Here is a 15,528-nt window from a genome sequence, read left to right as displayed (position 1 = left end):
CCTGAATCATTTTTGGGTTCCTGATCTGCCCTTTCTTCTCCTACTCTTGTTGCAATTTCAATGCTATGCTTTGCACCTTGGAATTTAGTCGGTGTAGGGAATGACCATGCTGTCACTTTTAACGCGTTCAGCAGTTTACGGCGTAATTGTCGCTGGTATTCTGTTGTTTGCCGTTCCCTCACTTCGCACCAATCAATTGTTCCCTGACGTCGCGCTCGTTCAATTTGAGACGAATGAATCACTCCTTTCTTACAACTATGCCGTTCGTCGTGCCTCACCCGCCGTTGTAAATATTTACACACGCAGATACAGCAACGAAAATAGGCTTCAACTTAACGCGGAAGGGCTCGGCTCTGGCGTCATTATGAGTGATAAAGGGTACATCGTGACGAACTATCACGTTGTCGCTCGTGCAGATCAAATCATCGTTGCCTTGCAAGATGGTCGCATCAGTACCGCTCAACTTGTTGGCAAGGATCTTCGTACCGATCTTGCCGTCGTGAAGGTCGAGCTCGAAGATCTTCCCGTTATTCCGTTTAATGACAGTTATGATCCTTCGGTTGGAGACATCGTTCTCGCGATAGGCAACCCTTACAACTTGGGTCAAACGACCACCTTCGGGATAATCTCCGCAACAGGCCGTCCGGGCATGAGCTTCAATCAACGCCAAGATTTCCTTCAAACAGACGCAGCCATTAACCGAGGAAACTCAGGCGGTGCACTGGTTAATAGTCGAGGTGAGCTAGTAGGCATCAATACCGCCTCGTTCCAACAAGCGACTGACATCGACACTTACGGCATATCGTTTGCGATACCTTACTCACTGACCGTGAAAATCATGCAGAAGCTCATTGCAGATGGGCGTGTTATTCGTGGTTACCTTGGTGTTGAAGGTCGAGAAGTCAATCAAGTCATGGCGCGACTGCTCGATGCAGAACAAGTCCGTGGGGTACTTATTGCAGGTCTTGCTCCAAATGGTCCAGCGGAAAAGTCAGGAATTAAGGTGAATGACCTGATTGTCGAGATTGACGGAAAACCGATCAATAGTTTCAGGTATGCGCTTGATATTGTTGCAGATACGCGCCCTGGTACAGAAGTACCTTTTAAGCTCATTCGTGATGGCAAACCGATCGAAGTCATGGTGACTATCGGTGAAGATCCCGCCCGATAAAATCACAATCTAACAGATACAAAAAAAGGTCACCTAGGTGACCTTTTTTCATCGAGTGATCGCCTTATTCGCTAAAGCGTTCAATGTGCACACCCAGACCTCTTAACTTGTCTTCGATATGCTCATATCCGCGATCGATATGATAAATACGATCAACGATGGTCTCACCTTTCGCAATCGCACCTGCAATCACCAAGCTCGCTGACGCGCGAAGGTCTGTCGCCATGACTTGTGCGCCGCTCAGGCCATCACAGTCACCACAAACAACAGTATTACCTTCAATCTCAGCATGTGCACCCATGCGCTGAAGCTCAGGCACATGCATGAAGCGGTTTTCGAAGATCGTTTCTGTGATGATGCCAGTGCCTTTCGCCATAAGATTTAGCAAGGTGAACTGCGCCTGCATATCCGTTGGAAAACCAGGGTGCGGAGCGGTGCGGATATTGACGGCTTTTAGCTCGCGATCTGTCATATCCAACGAAATCCAATCCTCGCCGGTTTCAACCAACGCACCTGCATCTTCTAGCTTCGCTAGCACTGATTCCATCAGTTTTGCAGAGGTGTTTCGGCACATCACTTTACCGCCAGACACCGCTGCAGCAACAAGAAATGTTCCTGTTTCAATGCGATCAGCCACAACTTCGTGATAACCACCACCAAGACGCTCAACACCTTCAATGGTGATGCTATCAGAACCTGCACCTGACACTTTCGCGCCCAGCATGTTCAGGAATTTCGCACAGTCGACAATTTCAGGTTCACGCGCTGCGTTTTCAATGACTGTCGTACCTTCAGCCAACGTTGCTGCACACATGATAGTCACGGTGGCACCTACGCTCACTTTGTCCATGACAATGTGCGCACCTTTCAGGCGGCCATCTACATGCGCTTTAACGTAACCTTCATCAAGTGTGATTGTCGCGCCAAGTTGCTCCAGACCATGGATATGAAGATCCACAGGTCGTGCACCAATCGCACAGCCGCCAGGCAAAGAAACCTGTCCTTTACCAAAGCGCGCTACCAAAGGACCCAACGCCCAAATGGATGCACGCATGGTTTTCACCAAATCATAAGGTGCGCAAAACTCAGTGATTTCACTGGCATCCACATGCACAGAGCCGTTACGCGACACCGTTGCACCCAGACGGCTTAAAAGCTCCATCGTGGTATCGATATCACGAAGTTTTGGAACGTTCGCAACTTCTACTGGCTCTTCAGCGAGCAGTGCAGCGAACAGAATTGGAAGGGCGGCGTTTTTTGCACCTGAAATAGTGACATCACCACGCAGTGGGCCACCACCGTGGACACGGAATTTTTGCATGCTGTTCCTCGTGGACTTATAGCGGTTGCATCAGTTTTTTATCGCGTGCCCACTCTGCTGGGGTCAACGCTTTGATGCTCAAGGCGTGTATGGCATTTGTTCTGATGTGCTCCATCAGAGGTCCATAGATTGTTTGCTGCTTTTTCACACGCGACATGCCGTCAAACAATTCACCCACTGCAACCACTTCAAAATGACTACCATCACCTTTCACATGAATCTCGTCCAGTGATAAGGCATCTTCAAGAATTGCTTTAATTTCTGTAGGTTCCACAATCATTCCTCTTGAGCTGACAAAGTAAGGTCAGCGAAAAGACTTTCTACATTGCTCAGTTGCAGCAACACCCTCAATTGCTCGGGGATATTACATAGAACCAGCGTTTGCTTGTTCTCATTGAGCAGTTGTTGCAAGTGCAACAACATGGCCATGCCTGCTGAATCAACGCGCTTCAACGCAGCTAAATCCAGCGTGACAGACTCCCCCTTGGGAAGCCAGTTGGCACGGTCTATCCAAAATGGAGGCACTGTGTCACGATCAAGCTCTCCTGACAAGCAGTAATGTCCATTTGTGTGTCGCTCTATGGATAGTGGCGCACTCACGACGCTTTCTCTTCTTTTGTGATGGGTGCTTTAGCTCGCTGAACCATCTCTTTAGCGACGGTTTCTATCCCATTCTTTTTGCGGAGTTGTGCACTCCACTCACTTGCCGTCGTGTCGAGCATACTTACACCTTCTACAACAACATCGAAGCCTTGCCATTCGCCCGTTTTTCCATTTTTACGCAATTTAAAATCGAGACGAATAGGCGGTCGGGCACTGTCGACAATATCGACACGAACTGAAACGACCTTCCTTTTAGCATCAATGGCTTTTTCAGGCTCAACAGTCACTTCTTGGTCAGTGTATTGCGTCAAAATTCGCGCATAGGATGCCACCAAGTAATCATAAAACGCGGCGGTGAACTCATCTCGCTGTTCTTTGCTCGCTTTATTAGCGCGTGGGCCCAATACCTTCAGTGCCGCTAGGCGCACGTTGATGTGGGGCATCAACTCTTCAATCACAACCTGACGCAATAGCTCAGGGTTGGCTTGATACACATCTTTATCCGCTTTAAGACGGCTAAAAGCGCTCTCTGCAACACCATTGATCAAGTTATAAGGATTCATTGCATCAACATTGGCAGCCGATACTAATGAGCTAACAAGCATACTGAACAGCGCAATCGCGGTTGCTATCCACTTTTTCATTTTGATCACTCCTCCGAACCGCCCACGCTATACAGGAACTGACCAATAAGGTCCTCTAGCACCATTGCTGAGCGGGTGTCTTCCAGTAAGTCGCCATTTTTAAGCAACATAATGTCCTCATCGATAAAACCGGGACGGATGCCAATAAATTGCTCACCAATCAGGCCAGAGGTCAAAATGGCAGCTGAGCTGGTTTCTGGAAAGTAGCCATATTTGCTGTCAATTTCCATTGTCACGGTCGGGATGTAATCGGGTGCGGTTAAGGAGATATCAGTCACTCGACCCACAACCACGCCCCCTATCTTGACTGGAGATCGTATTTTTAACCCACCGATGTTATCGAAATGCGCTTCCAGCGTGTAATGGTCAGCACGGGTAAAACTCTTGACATCTGCCACTTGGAATATCAGCAACAAAACGGCCGCAATGCCTGCGAGGACGAAAGTACCAACCCAAAATTCAGTTTTTTTGTTTTGTTGCATTGTTAGCTCCCAAACATCAGTGCTGTAAGGACAAAGTCCAGTCCTAGCACTGCTAAAGAAGAGTGCACGACGGTTCTCGTTGTGGCACGGCTTATCCCTTCAGAGGTAGGGATAGCATCGTAACCGTTAAATAAAGCAATCCAGGTGACAGTAATCGCGAACACCAGACATTTTACGAATGATTGGCCAATGTCATAGCCAAGCTCTACTGATGATTGCATCGCTGACCAGTAACTGCCGTAATCAATCCCTTTCCAGTCGACACCTACTAGCTGTCCACCCCAAATGCCGACCAACATAAATATCATGGCAAGCAAAGGCATCGAAATAACGCCAGCCCAGAACCTCGGCGCAATAACGCGACGAAGGGGATCGACAGCCATCATCTCCAAACTTGAGATTTGCTCTGTGGCTTTCATCAAACCAATTTCAGCGGTAAGCGCAGAACCTGCCCGCCCTGCGAACAATAATGCTGTTACCACGGGGCCAAGTTCTCGCAAGAGCGATAGCGCCACCATCTGGCCCAAGGCCCCTTCCGCCCCAAAGTCGGCGAGGACTAAGTAACCTTGCAGGCTCAGTACCATCCCGATGAATAGGCCGGAAACCATGATAATCGCCAGCGATCGCACACCCACTGAATACAGTTGTGTGACAAACAACGGGAACATTTTTTTAGGTTGTGGCTTACCAATCAGGGCACCGAGCAAAATAAACGTTGCTCGCCCCATCGCTCGCGACACCGCCATGGTGCGAGCCCCTAACGCTTGAACCATGTTCACTATCACGAAAACAGCTCCTGAGTAATGTCCTTCGCGGGATAACGAAAAGGCACCGGGCCGTCCGCATCACCTTTAAGAAATTGAATAACTCGCGGGTCTGCATTTTCACGCAAAGATTGCGGCGACCCTGAGGCAATGATCTTCCCATCGGCCAGCAGATATACATGGTCTGCGATACTCATGACCTCCGGCACATCGTGAGAAACGACGATTGAGGTTAAACCCAGTGCTTGGTTCAAATTGCGGATAAGGGAAACCAATACACCCATGGTAATAGGGTCTTGTCCAACAAAGGGCTCATCATACATGATGAGTTCTGGGTCCAGCGCAATCGCCCTTGCCAGTGCTGCGCGTCGAGCCATTCCCCCTGAAAGGCTACTTGGCATCAGATTCGCCGCTCCCCGCAGCCCTACCGCTTCCAGTTTGAGTAGAACGACGGTTTTGATCAATGATTCAGAAAGTTCGGTATGCTCGCGAAGAGGAAACGCAACGTTGTCAAACACAGTCATATCCGTGAACAGTGCACCTGACTGGAAAAGCATACTCATGCGCTTGCGCACATCATAAAGTCGAGCACGGGACAGCGTGGGAATATTCTGTCCACCAAAAAGTACTTCACCGGAGTCTGGTTGCAATTGCCCCCCTATTAGACGGAGCAAGGTCGTTTTACCAATACCCGAGGGGCCCATAATGGCCGTCACTTTACCAACAGGCACGGTGAGACTGACGTTGTCAAAGATCATCCTTTCTTCTCGAGAGAAAGTCAGTTGGTTTACCTCAACCAGGTTACCATTGCTCATCGAATGCCTTTAGCGTTGATTTTCTTGAATATTAAGTGACTGATCATAGAGCGACTAACAGGCCAAAACAAGTAATTGCACGGTATTCATTTGCAAAGTTTCGGTTAAGATACGTTCAGAATTCCAGCATGCATTGTCTTTTATTAAATACAGTCCCTACTAACGCATATTTCAACCCTTATCTCTTTAGAATGCAGCACTAACCCAGTCTTATTTTTGGTGTTTCTGATAATTCTGCCAATTCTCTTTGGGTTAGATTGTGCGTGTTTAAGGAATGTCACGTCTTAACATCAAGAGATAACGCCGTTTTTCTTCACATTTACCCCAATAGCGGTCAAAATTGCCCTTTTAACGATTTCGCCCTATCGATTTCAGAAGGTATTTAAATGTTTGAAGCGACCGCCATACTAGTAGTAGGCCTATGTTTGTTGGTATGGAGTGCCGACAGGTTGGTTTACGGTGCAGCCGCAATTGCCCGCAATGTAGGTATCTCTCCTCTTGTCATTGGAATGACAATTCTTGCGATGGGCAGCTCTGCCCCTGAAATGGTGGTGTCGGCAACGGCAGCCTTGAGCGGGAAAACCGACACCGCTGTCGGCAACGTACTGGGCTCAAACATTGCCAATATCGCACTCATATTAGGTGTGACAGCACTGATCAAACCGCTATCTATCAGTTCTGGCATTCTGCGCCGCGAACTCCCACTCATGATGGGCGTCACCATCGTTGCGGGTGTGATTTTATGGGATAACTACCTCGGCTTTTGGGAAGGTATTGCACTTGCAGTGATGTTTGCTGCCTTCCTGCTTCTGATGATGAAATTCGGTAGAGAGAGTGGCGAAGAAGACCCAATGCTTGTTGAGCAAGAGGCCGAAATTCCAAAAGGCGTCAGTAACATGTCCGCTGCAATCTGGGTGGTTGTCGGCCTGGTGCTACTCATTTTCAGTGCTGACATGGTTGTTGACTCTGCCATTGTCATTGCAAAAGCCTTCGGCATGAGCGATCTGGTTATTGGTTTGACAATCGTTGCTGTTGGTACCAGCCTTCCTGAACTCGCGGCCTCAGTCGCTGGTGTAATGAAAGGTGAGGATGATCTGGCCGTTGGTAACATCATTGGCTCTAACATTTTTAACATTCTTGCGGTTATGGGCCTACCAGGCCTGCTTGCACCTTCAGAACTAAACCCACTGGCAATGGATCGTGACTTCTATGTCATGCTAGCCATGTCAGTGTTACTGTTCCTCTTTGCTGTTGGCAAAGCTCGCACCATTAATCGCTGGGAAGGTATTGCACTGCTCACGTGCTTTGTCGGCTATCAAGGCTATTTGCTATCTCACGTGGCCGCTTAAAACGGATACATTATGACTGAGTTTGATTTTCGCCAAGCTGGCATTACTACACTGCGCACTGAGCTTGATGCCATTGCGCAGCTAGAGCAATACATCAATGACGACTTCTCTGAAGCATGCCGATTAATCCTTAATGCGAAAGGCAAAGTCGTTGTGATGGGAATGGGCAAGTCTGGCCATATCGGGAATAAAATTGCTGCAACGCTGGCAAGCACAGGCACTCCCGCCTTTTTTGTTCACCCTGGAGAAGCCAGTCACGGCGACTTGGGGATGATTGAAAAAGGCGACGTCGTTTTAGCGATTTCAAACTCAGGTGAGGCGTCAGAGATCATTACTCTGTTGCCTGTTGTAAAGCGTCGCGGCATTACATTGATCACCATGACCAGCAATGCAGCCTCCACCATGGCGCGTCTGGCACAGGTTAACCTTTGCATTAAAGTGCCTAAAGAAGCCTGTCCGATTGGACTTGCACCAACCTCTAGCACCACAGCGACACTGGTGATGGGTGATGCACTTGCTGTGGCTCTGATGCAGGCAAAAGGCTTTACGGCTGATGACTTTGCCCTTTCTCACCCAGGCGGAGCACTCGGCCGCAAGCTACTGCTACGCATAGCCGACATCATGCACTCTGGTGATGCGCTGCCAAAAGTGTCTCCGACAAACACAATCCGCGACGCATTACTTGAAATGTCAGCCAAGGGGCTAGGCATGACCGCCGTGGTGGAAAGCGATGACACCCTGAAAGGCATCTTCACAGACGGAGACCTGCGCCGCTTGCTTGACCAACGCATCGACCTTCATAGCACGCCAATCGGTGATGTGATGGGGAAAAACCCAACGACGGTCAGTGCTGAATTGCTTGCAGCTGAAGGCCTAAAAACCCTCGAAGAGAAAAAAATCAATGGGCTGCTTGTTGCAGAGAATGGCAAACTCATTGGCGCATTGAATATGCACGATTTACTGAAAGCTGGGGTCATGTAATGACATCAACAACAGAAACCCTCTACGGTCCTGTCGAGACTGTTTTATTTGAACGCGCAGCCAATATTAAGCTGCTGATCTGCGATGTCGATGGCGTCTTCTCCGATGGACGCATCTACATGGGCAATGATGGCGAAGAACTGAAAGCGTTTCATACCCGTGATGGTTATGGCGTAAAGTCGTTGATGAATGCGGGCGTTGAAATCGCCATTATCACCGGCAGAAAGTCGGCCATTGTTGAGCGTCGAATGTCAGCATTGGGCATCACACATATTTATCAGGGGCAAGATGACAAAGCCTCTGCTTACCAAGATTTAGTGAAAAAGCTCGCGATTCCGGCTGAGCAAACCGCGTATATTGGTGACGATCTTATCGATTGGGCGGTCATGGCACATGTCGGGTTGTCCGTTTGTGTCAATGATGGGCATCCGCTGCTGGCACAACGTGCAGATCTTGTCACCCGCACGCCGGGTGGGTATGGTGCAGTACGCGAAATTTGTGATTTGATCCTAGAAGCTCGTGGTGAACTCGATGCACACAAGGGGCTGAGTATATGATATTCCGACATCTCGGTGTCGTTCTTCTGCTCGTGATATGCGGCTATGTAGGATATTACCTGCTTAGCCAGCACTATTGGCAGGAAGACATTCAGGTTGCACCGGATGCAGAAAAACCATTGTTTACATCGGAGAATGTATCGTCAACCAATTACAATCAGGATGGCATTCGCGACTATTTGCTGAAATCGGCTTACCTGGAACATTATCAAAAGCTGGATGAAACCCACTTCAATGAGCCTGTATTGTGGACATACAAAGACGGCATAGATGAAGAATGGCGAGTCAGCTCAGACTTTGCGGTTTTAGACAGTAAGCAAATTCTAGTGATGACAGGTCGCGTCAGGATCTTTAACCTGTTACCTGATGCACAAATCAAAGTCGTCACCACTGACGAATTGACGCTGGACTTAAAAACGCGTGATTTTTGGTCTGATAAAGAAACCGAAATTACCGGCGTCGGTCTTCAAACACGCGGCGAGCGCGTTAAAGGGAACTTTGGCACCCATCAGATGGAACTGATAGAACAAGTGAAGAGCAGGTATGAACCAGAAAAGAAATAGCATCTTTGCCATCGTAATGATGTTGCTGTCCGGCAGTGCCCTCGCTCTGTCTTCAGACTCCGAGCAGCCAATTTATATTGACTCAGACTCACAAAATTTAGACATGAAAACCAATACGGTGATTTTCACTGGCAATGTTTTCCTCCGCCAAGGCTCTATTCGCCTGAAAGCGGAAAAAGTGGTTGTGACCCGTCCGACTGGCACTGAAGGCTCTGAAATTATTGATGCCTATGGAAAGCCCGCGACGTTCCAACAAACGATGGATGATGGCAAGAAAATTGACGGTAAAGCTTTCGATTTGCGTTATGAAGTCGGTAAGAGTTTCCTGACCATGACGAAAGACGCAGTCTTAATGCAAGAAGGCGGTAACCAGATTGAAGGTCAGAAGATCACCTACAACATCGACAAGCAGTTGCTGAACGCCGAAAGCGATAATAGCAGTCGCGTAACAACGATTTTGCAGCCACAAACAAAACAAGAAAAGAACTAACGCCTCATGGCCATACTGACCGCTAAAAACCTTGCAAAAAGCTACAACGGACGCAAAGTCGTTACCGACGTGAGCTTGGAAGTTAAGTCTGGAGAAATCGTGGGGCTTCTTGGTCCCAACGGTGCAGGAAAAACCACCTCTTTCTACATGATCGTCGGCTTGGTTGCCCGTGATGAAGGCACCATTCACATTGATGATACCGACATCAGTATTCAACCCATGCACAACCGCTCTCGTATGGGTATTGGCTACCTACCGCAGGAAGCATCCATTTTTCGTAAGCTCAGTGTCTATGACAATTTGATGGCCGTATTGCAAACACGCAAAGAACTGTCAAAAGCGGAGAGGCAAGACAAAGCTGAGGACTTGCTCGACGAGTTCAACATCCAACATATCCGTAATAGTATGGGTATGGCATTGTCAGGTGGCGAACGTCGCCGTGTTGAAATTGCGCGTGCGCTGGCAGCGAATCCGAAATTCATCCTTCTTGATGAACCGTTCGCGGGTGTTGACCCAATCTCTGTTATCGATATCAAGAAAATTATCGAGCATCTGCGAGACAGAGGTTTAGGTGTGTTAATTACCGATCACAACGTACGTGAGACACTTAGTGTTTGTGAGCACGCCTATATTGTTAGCCAGGGACACTTGATCGCACATGGCACTCCTGATGAAGTGCTAAACGATGAGCATGTAAAACGAGTCTATCTCGGGGACCAGTTCAGGCTATAGTTAAGGAATACGGTTGGCGTATTTACTTTCAGATCATGCACTGACAAAAGAAATAAAGGTGCCACAATAACTATGAAACCCTCGCTCCAGCTTAAGCTTGGCCAACAACTTGCCATGACGCCGCAACTGCAACAGGCTATTCGCCTGCTACAGTTGTCGACGCTGGATTTGCAGCAGGAAATTCAGGAAGCACTCGAAGCTAATCCTCTTCTCGAGCAGGATGACTCATCCGACAACAATATCGACGGTGATAGCGCACAAGAGTTTGAAAACGGCGACGGCCTCACCGTCTCTGCTGAAAGCTCTGATTCACTCGATAGTTCAGACGCATTGGGCCAACAAGAAATGCCTGATGACCTTCCCGTTGATACCACGTGGGATGATGTCTACAGTGCCAACACTGGCAGCACAGGTATTGCTCTTGGTGATGACATCCCAGTCTACCAAGGTGAAACCACTGAAACACTGCATGACTATTTAGTGTGGCAGGTTCAACTTACCCCGTTTACCGAAGTGGATTTGGCCATCGCGACAGCCATCATTGATGCGGTCGATGACAAAGGCTATCTCACGGTTTCTTGCGAAGATATCCTTGAAAGCTTGGGCGCAGAAGACGAAGAAGTGGAATTGGATGAAGTCGAAGCTGTACTCAAGCGGGTTCAGCAATTCGATCCTCTCGGCGTTGCCTCCCGTTCTCTGCAAGAGTGTTTACTTCTCCAGTTAGCCGCATTTGCAGAAGACACGCCGTGGCTCTCTGAAGCTCGCATGGTACTTCGCGATCATATGAACTCGCTGGCAAACCGCGACTTCCGCCAAATCATGAAAGAAACCAAACTCAGAGAGCCTGACCTTAAAGAAGTCATGCGCCTGATTCATGGCTTGGAACCTCGGCCAGGCAACCTCATTGTCACCAATGAAGCAGAGTATGTCATTCCTGACGTATCCGTCTTCAAAGATCGTGGAAAATGGGTCGTACAAATTAACCCTGACAGCGTGCCGCGTTTAAAAGTAAATCAGCAATATGCTGCACTCACTAAAAACGGGTGTAGTGCTGCGGACAGTCAATTTATCCGCAGCCATCTACAAGATGCTAAGTGGTTAATCAAAAGCCTAGAAAGCCGCAACGAAACGCTTTTGAAAGTCGCGCGTTGTATCGTTGAGCATCAACAAGACTTCTTCGAGTATGGTGAAGAAGCGATGAAGCCAATGGTACTTAATGACATCGCACTTGCTGTGGACATGCACGAATCCACCATCTCACGCGTAACGACACAAAAATATATGCATACCCCGCGGGGTATCTTTGAATTGAAATACTTCTTCTCTAGCCATGTCAGTACCGACAATGGTGGCGAATGCAGCTCTACGGCAATCCGGGCGCTGGTGAAAAAGTTGGTCGCCGCAGAAAACCCGGCGAAACCTCTCAGCGACAGTAAGATTGCCACATTGCTGGCGGAGCAAGGGATCCAGGTAGCTCGCAGGACGATTGCAAAATATCGTGAGTCTCTGGGGATCGCACCGTCAAATCAGCGCAAGCGCCTTATCTAGGCGTCTTAACCAGAAGGAAGATGTTTATGCAAATCAATCTGACCGGTCACCACGTCGAAGTTACAGACTCTCTCCGTGAATATGTGATGACGAAGTTTGATAAACTTGAGCGTTTCTTTGATCACATCAATAACGTTTACGTTGTGCTTAATGTCGAAAAGTTGCAGCAAATCGCCGAGGCGACATTGCATGTCAATAATGGCGAAATTCACGCGAAAGCCGATTCAGAAAACATGTATGCGGCGATAGACGCACTCACTGATAAGCTGATAAAGCAATTAACTAAACACAAAGAAAAGATGAACCACCATTAATCATGGAACTTAAAGACGTACTTAAGTTGGACTGCACGAAAAGTGCAGTCCTTTGTTCAAGTAAGAAACGTGCACTTGAATTGATCAGCGAGCTCGCTGCCAACGAGTTAGATCAAAACCCCCAGAAACTGTTCGAGTGCATGCTTGGCAGGGAAAAAATGGGCAGTACCGGTATTGGCAATGGTATTGCCATTCCTCACGGTCGCATTTTCAATAGCGATCACGCTGTTGGGGTTCTGATTCAATGCGCTGAACCCGTTGAATTCGATGCTATCGATAATCAACCTGTCGACTTGCTATTTGCCCTGTTCGTCCCTGATGAGCAATGCAAAGAGCACCTCACCACCTTGTCTCTCATTGCACAAAAACTCGGTGACAAGCATGTCTGTCGTCAATTGCGTAATGCCAGCTCAGACCAAGAGCTTTATGACATTATTACCGGATAGAGAATCGCATTCATGCAATTGAAAATCGTCAGCGGACGCTCAGGCTCAGGGAAGTCCGTTGCACTCCGTGTTTTGGAAGACATGGGCTACTACTGTGTCGACAATCTTCCTGTTACTTTGCTGCCCCAGTTTGTCGCCGAACAAATTGGTGATGATTCGCAGATCGCTGTCAGCATTGATATTCGCAACATGCCCGATGACCCTGACGAGATATCACACACATTGGCAAAACTTCCGAAAGATCTGGATATTGACCTGTTCTTTCTCGATGCCGATGACAAAGAGTTAGTTAAACGCTTCAGTGAAACACGTCGCTTGCATCCCCTTTCTCGTAACAATCTGACGCTTGAACAAGCGATCGAGCAGGAAAAACACCTTTTGACGCCGCTTAAAGAGCGCGCAGATAAAGTTATCAATACATCCAATCATTCCGTTCACGATCTTAGTGAAGCCGTGCGCTCTTTGGTGCTGGGCCGCAGTAATCGGGATTTGGTGATGGTGTTTGAATCCTTTGGTTTTAAACATGGCTTGCCCTCAGACGCGGACTACGTTTTTGATGTGCGCTTTTTGCCAAACCCACATTGGGAACCTGCACTTCGTCCTCTCACAGGACTGGATGAGCCCGTTAAAATGTTTCTTGCCTCAGAACAAGATGTCGCGATGCTCATCGCTCAAATAAAAAGCTTTCTTGAATCTTGGCTTCCTGCTTTGGAAAAAAACAATCGCAGCTATCTAACCGTCGCGATTGGTTGCACGGGTGGTCAGCATCGCTCCGTATATATTGCGCAATTTTTGGCAGACTATTTTGCGGCCAATGGGCAACAGGTTCAGATCCGCCATCGCACACTTGAAGGGAACATATGAGCCAACTTAGCAAAGACGTCCTGATCCGAAATCGATTAGGTTTGCATGCTCGTGCTGCTATTAAATTGGTTGAACTGGCACAAAGCTTTGACGCGGAAGTGACAATTTCCAAGGATGATCAAACTGTTACCGCAGATAGTGTCATGGCTATTTTGCTGCTGGACTCTAGCCAAGGTGAGCAAATTCAGATAACCGCAAATGGAGAGCAGGCAGAGCAGGCACTCCATGCAGTCACCTCCTTGATAGAAGCGGGATTCGACGAAGAAAGCTAAGCCCCTCGCGCATATTCTCATCACCCTTATTCATCTTTCTTCTGCGGGTAATTGTCCAAAGACAGTGCCCGCAGATTACGTTAATATTCATGTCATTGCGTTACCCGTCGTCAAACGGACAATTCCATGGCAGAGAATTACGAAGTAGAACAGCCTAGCCAAACGCACCAAACGTTGCAGGAAGTTAGTCGCGCCCTTGAAAACGGTATGTTCGTCCATGTCCGCCGCATGCTCGAGGACATGGAACCGGAAGACATTGCCCACCTTCTCGAGGCTTCCCCCCCAAAGAGCCGTTTGGTTCTCTGGCAGTTAACCGATCCTGAAGAACAGGGCGAGATCCTCGAAGAACTGTCAGAAGACGTTAAAGACGGGATCATGGTTCACATGCAGCCGGATCAGCTTGCAGCTGCAACGGAAGGCATGGACACCGATGACGTTGCTTACCTGCTGCGAAGCTTGCCAGAACAAGTCTCGCAAGACGTCCTGTCCCAGATGGATGCGCAGGATCGTGCACGCGTAGAACAGGCACTGGCATACCCAGAAGATACTGCCGGCGGTATGATGAATACCGACGTGGTGACCATACGCTCAGACGTTACTGTCGACGTGGTTCTGCGCTACCTACGTATGAAAGGTGAGCTACCTGAAGCAACCGATGCCCTGTACGTGGTTGATGAAAACAGCCGCCTCATCGGTGAGCTCCCTATCACCGTGCTATTGACCACCCAACCCGATACTGAAGTATTGGAAATCATGGAAGACGTGGATGATGCAATTCCCGTCGATATGGAAGACAGCGATGTCGCCAGTATCTTTGAACGTCGTAACTGGGTATCTGCCCCTGTTGTCGATGAGGAGCATCACCTTGTAGGTCGTATCACCATCGATGACGTGGTCGATATTATCCGTGAAGATGCTGAACACTCGATGATGAGTATGGCGGGTCTGGATGACGAAGAAGACACCTTCGCACCCGTACTAAAATCAGCGCGTAGCCGTAGCATATGGCTGGGCTGTAATGTGCTTGCCGCACTCGCCGCTGCCTCGGTTTCAAACTTGTTTGAAGCGACGCTTCAACAAATGGCAGCCATCGCCGTTTTGATGACCATCGTCCCCTCCATGGGTGGTGTTGCAGGTAACCAAACCGTCGCACTGGTTATCCGCGGCCTTGCCGTGGGCCATATCGGTGACTCGAACACTCGCTGGCTACTCAGTAAAGAGGCCCTAGTCGGCCTACTCAACGGTGTAGTTTGGGCGAGTATCATTGGTGGTATTGTGGTGCTTTGGAAAGGCGACTTCATGCTAGGCGGCATTATCGCCGCAGCCATGCTGACAAATCTTTTTGTCGCAGGTGTCGCGGGTGTAACCGTGCCAATATTGCTGAAAAAGATGAAAGTCGATCCTGCTCTTGCAGGCGGTATGGCACTGACCACCATCACCGACATGGTTGGTCTCTCCGTCTTCCTCGGACTGGCTACCCTCTTCCTCGTATAACGAAAAAAGGCTTTCTCTCGAAAGCCTTTTTCTATTTGGAGCAGGTCATCTACTCGCCTATTTTTGCTAAGCCAATTTTGTTGTAGCTAGGCCTCAAGCTTTTGAACCCATGAAGTAT

General features: G+C 48.6%; 20 protein-coding genes. 13 read left to right on the top strand and 7 right to left on the bottom strand.

Translation table 11 applies throughout. The features are described from left to right. The first annotated feature begins 106 nt into the window (after positions 1-106). A complete protein-coding gene (gene degS, locus LRP49_RS13760; RefSeq protein ID WP_274142881.1) occupies positions 107-1,171 on the top strand; it encodes an outer membrane-stress sensor serine endopeptidase DegS in 1,065 nt (354 codons plus the stop codon). Positions 1,172-1,235: 64 nt separating this feature from the next. Here the strand turns inward: degS and murA are convergent, their stop codons facing one another. The 7 genes from murA to mlaF are packed head-to-tail and all read right to left on the bottom strand — an operon-like array spanning position 1,236 to position 5,800. Then, entirely contained in the window at positions 1,236-2,492 is a 1,257-nt protein-coding gene (gene murA / locus LRP49_RS13755; protein WP_274142880.1) for a UDP-N-acetylglucosamine 1-carboxyvinyltransferase, read from the bottom strand. A 16-nt stretch (positions 2,493-2,508) separates the two neighbouring features. Then, positions 2,509-2,772 carry a BolA family iron metabolism protein IbaG gene (gene ibaG / locus LRP49_RS13750; RefSeq protein WP_420791573.1) on the bottom strand — a complete coding sequence of 88 codons (264 nt, stop codon included), beginning with the start codon at positions 2,770-2,772 and terminating at the stop codon, positions 2,509-2,511. Beyond that, on the bottom strand, positions 2,769-3,092 hold the full coding sequence (locus LRP49_RS13745; RefSeq protein WP_274142878.1) for an STAS domain-containing protein: 324 nt from the start codon (positions 3,090-3,092) through the stop codon (positions 2,769-2,771). The genes ibaG and LRP49_RS13745 overlap by 4 nt, the downstream gene beginning before the upstream one ends. Then, entirely contained in the window at positions 3,089-3,739 is a 651-nt protein-coding gene (locus tag LRP49_RS13740; protein WP_274142877.1) for an ABC transporter substrate-binding protein, read from the bottom strand. Before LRP49_RS13740 ends, LRP49_RS13745 begins: the two co-directional genes overlap by 4 nt. Before the next feature lie 5 nt (positions 3,740-3,744). Then, entirely contained in the window at positions 3,745-4,221 is a 477-nt protein-coding gene (mlaD, locus tag LRP49_RS13735; protein ID WP_274142876.1) for an outer membrane lipid asymmetry maintenance protein MlaD, read from the bottom strand. Positions 4,222-4,223: 2 nt separating this feature from the next. Then, positions 4,224-4,994 (bottom strand): lipid asymmetry maintenance ABC transporter permease subunit MlaE, encoded by a 771-nt coding sequence (gene mlaE / locus LRP49_RS13730; protein ID WP_274142984.1) that lies wholly within the window; start codon positions 4,992-4,994, stop codon positions 4,224-4,226. Between the two features lie 8 nt (positions 4,995-5,002). Further along, positions 5,003-5,800, bottom strand: coding sequence for a phospholipid ABC transporter ATP-binding protein MlaF (gene mlaF / locus LRP49_RS13725; protein WP_274142875.1), 798 nt, complete (start codon positions 5,798-5,800; stop codon positions 5,003-5,005). 386 nt (positions 5,801-6,186) lie between these two features. Between mlaF and LRP49_RS13720 the strand changes: the two genes are divergently transcribed. The 12 genes from LRP49_RS13720 to mgtE all read left to right on the top strand — a co-directional run bounded on the left by LRP49_RS13720 (position 6,187) and on the right by mgtE (position 15,410). Then, on the top strand, positions 6,187-7,149 hold the full coding sequence (locus tag LRP49_RS13720) for a calcium/sodium antiporter (RefSeq protein ID WP_274142874.1): 963 nt from the start codon (positions 6,187-6,189) through the stop codon (positions 7,147-7,149). A gap of 12 nt (positions 7,150-7,161) precedes the next feature. Beyond that, positions 7,162-8,130: a KpsF/GutQ family sugar-phosphate isomerase gene (locus LRP49_RS13715; protein WP_274142873.1), complete on the top strand. Its 969-nt coding sequence runs from the start codon at positions 7,162-7,164 to the stop codon at positions 8,128-8,130. Continuing rightward, positions 8,130-8,687: a 3-deoxy-manno-octulosonate-8-phosphatase KdsC gene (gene kdsC, locus LRP49_RS13710; RefSeq protein ID WP_274142872.1), complete on the top strand. Its 558-nt coding sequence runs from the start codon at positions 8,130-8,132 to the stop codon at positions 8,685-8,687. Before LRP49_RS13715 ends, kdsC begins: the two co-directional genes overlap by 1 nt. Then, complete coding sequence (gene lptC / locus LRP49_RS13705; RefSeq protein WP_274142871.1) at positions 8,684-9,250, top strand: LPS export ABC transporter periplasmic protein LptC; 567 nt, start codon at positions 8,684-8,686, stop codon at positions 9,248-9,250. The genes kdsC and lptC overlap by 4 nt, the downstream gene beginning before the upstream one ends. Then, positions 9,231-9,740 carry a lipopolysaccharide transport periplasmic protein LptA gene (gene lptA, locus LRP49_RS13700; RefSeq protein WP_274142870.1) on the top strand — a complete coding sequence of 170 codons (510 nt, stop codon included), beginning with the start codon at positions 9,231-9,233 and terminating at the stop codon, positions 9,738-9,740. Before lptC ends, lptA begins: the two co-directional genes overlap by 20 nt. A 6-nt stretch (positions 9,741-9,746) precedes the next feature. Next, positions 9,747-10,472, top strand: coding sequence for an LPS export ABC transporter ATP-binding protein (gene lptB / locus LRP49_RS13695; protein ID WP_274142869.1), 726 nt, complete (start codon positions 9,747-9,749; stop codon positions 10,470-10,472). A gap of 72 nt (positions 10,473-10,544) precedes the next feature. After that, positions 10,545-12,020: an RNA polymerase factor sigma-54 gene (locus LRP49_RS13690; protein ID WP_274142868.1), complete on the top strand. Its 1,476-nt coding sequence runs from the start codon at positions 10,545-10,547 to the stop codon at positions 12,018-12,020. A 26-nt stretch (positions 12,021-12,046) separates the two neighbouring features. Then, complete coding sequence (gene hpf / locus LRP49_RS13685) at positions 12,047-12,334, top strand: ribosome hibernation promoting factor (protein ID WP_274142867.1); 288 nt, start codon at positions 12,047-12,049, stop codon at positions 12,332-12,334. A 2-nt stretch (positions 12,335-12,336) separates the two neighbouring features. Next, on the top strand, positions 12,337-12,780 hold the full coding sequence (gene ptsN / locus LRP49_RS13680; protein ID WP_274142866.1) for a PTS IIA-like nitrogen regulatory protein PtsN: 444 nt from the start codon (positions 12,337-12,339) through the stop codon (positions 12,778-12,780). A gap of 12 nt (positions 12,781-12,792) precedes the next feature. After that, the gene (gene rapZ / locus LRP49_RS13675; RefSeq protein ID WP_274142865.1) at positions 12,793-13,644 is read left to right on the top strand and encodes an RNase adapter RapZ; all 852 of its coding nucleotides are present in this window, start codon (positions 12,793-12,795) and stop codon (positions 13,642-13,644) included. Continuing rightward, the gene (locus tag LRP49_RS13670; protein WP_274142864.1) at positions 13,641-13,916 is read left to right on the top strand and encodes an HPr family phosphocarrier protein; all 276 of its coding nucleotides are present in this window, start codon (positions 13,641-13,643) and stop codon (positions 13,914-13,916) included. Before rapZ ends, LRP49_RS13670 begins: the two co-directional genes overlap by 4 nt. 126 nt (positions 13,917-14,042) lie before the next feature. Beyond that, positions 14,043-15,410, top strand: coding sequence for a magnesium transporter (gene mgtE / locus LRP49_RS13665; protein ID WP_274142863.1), 1,368 nt, complete (start codon positions 14,043-14,045; stop codon positions 15,408-15,410). Positions 15,411-15,528 lie beyond the last annotated feature (118 nt).

This window comes from Enterovibrio qingdaonensis, from assembly GCF_028683135.1.
In the GTDB taxonomy this organism is placed as follows: domain Bacteria; phylum Pseudomonadota; class Gammaproteobacteria; order Enterobacterales; family Vibrionaceae; genus Enterovibrio; species Enterovibrio qingdaonensis.
This window is presented reverse-complemented; position numbering and strand designations above follow the sequence as displayed.

Coding starts and splice junctions, on each gene's coding strand:
- mgtE (WP_274142863.1), top strand. CDS start 14,043: ATGGCAGAGAATTACGAAGTAGAACAGCCTAGCCAAACGCACCAAACG.
- ptsN (WP_274142866.1), top strand. CDS start 12,337: ATGGAACTTAAAGACGTACTTAAGTTGGACTGCACGAAAAGTGCAGTC.
- mlaD (WP_274142876.1), bottom strand. CDS start 4,221: ATGCAACAAAACAAAAAAACTGAATTTTGGGTTGGTACTTTCGTCCTC.
- degS (WP_274142881.1), top strand. CDS start 107: ATGCTGTCACTTTTAACGCGTTCAGCAGTTTACGGCGTAATTGTCGCT.
- ibaG (WP_420791573.1), bottom strand. CDS start 2,772: ATGATTGTGGAACCTACAGAAATTAAAGCAATTCTTGAAGATGCCTTA.
- lptB (WP_274142869.1), top strand. CDS start 9,747: ATGGCCATACTGACCGCTAAAAACCTTGCAAAAAGCTACAACGGACGC.
- hpf (WP_274142867.1), top strand. CDS start 12,047: ATGCAAATCAATCTGACCGGTCACCACGTCGAAGTTACAGACTCTCTC.
- lptC (WP_274142871.1), top strand. CDS start 8,684: ATGATATTCCGACATCTCGGTGTCGTTCTTCTGCTCGTGATATGCGGC.
- rapZ (WP_274142865.1), top strand. CDS start 12,793: ATGCAATTGAAAATCGTCAGCGGACGCTCAGGCTCAGGGAAGTCCGTT.
- LRP49_RS13715 (WP_274142873.1), top strand. CDS start 7,162: ATGACTGAGTTTGATTTTCGCCAAGCTGGCATTACTACACTGCGCACT.
- lptA (WP_274142870.1), top strand. CDS start 9,231: ATGAACCAGAAAAGAAATAGCATCTTTGCCATCGTAATGATGTTGCTG.
- kdsC (WP_274142872.1), top strand. CDS start 8,130: ATGACATCAACAACAGAAACCCTCTACGGTCCTGTCGAGACTGTTTTA.
- LRP49_RS13720 (WP_274142874.1), top strand. CDS start 6,187: ATGTTTGAAGCGACCGCCATACTAGTAGTAGGCCTATGTTTGTTGGTA.
- LRP49_RS13690 (WP_274142868.1), top strand. CDS start 10,545: ATGAAACCCTCGCTCCAGCTTAAGCTTGGCCAACAACTTGCCATGACG.
- mlaE (WP_274142984.1), bottom strand. CDS start 4,994: ATGGTTCAAGCGTTAGGGGCTCGCACCATGGCGGTGTCGCGAGCGATG.
- LRP49_RS13740 (WP_274142877.1), bottom strand. CDS start 3,739: ATGAAAAAGTGGATAGCAACCGCGATTGCGCTGTTCAGTATGCTTGTT.
- murA (WP_274142880.1), bottom strand. CDS start 2,492: ATGCAAAAATTCCGTGTCCACGGTGGTGGCCCACTGCGTGGTGATGTC.
- LRP49_RS13670 (WP_274142864.1), top strand. CDS start 13,641: ATGAGCCAACTTAGCAAAGACGTCCTGATCCGAAATCGATTAGGTTTG.
- mlaF (WP_274142875.1), bottom strand. CDS start 5,800: ATGAGCAATGGTAACCTGGTTGAGGTAAACCAACTGACTTTCTCTCGA.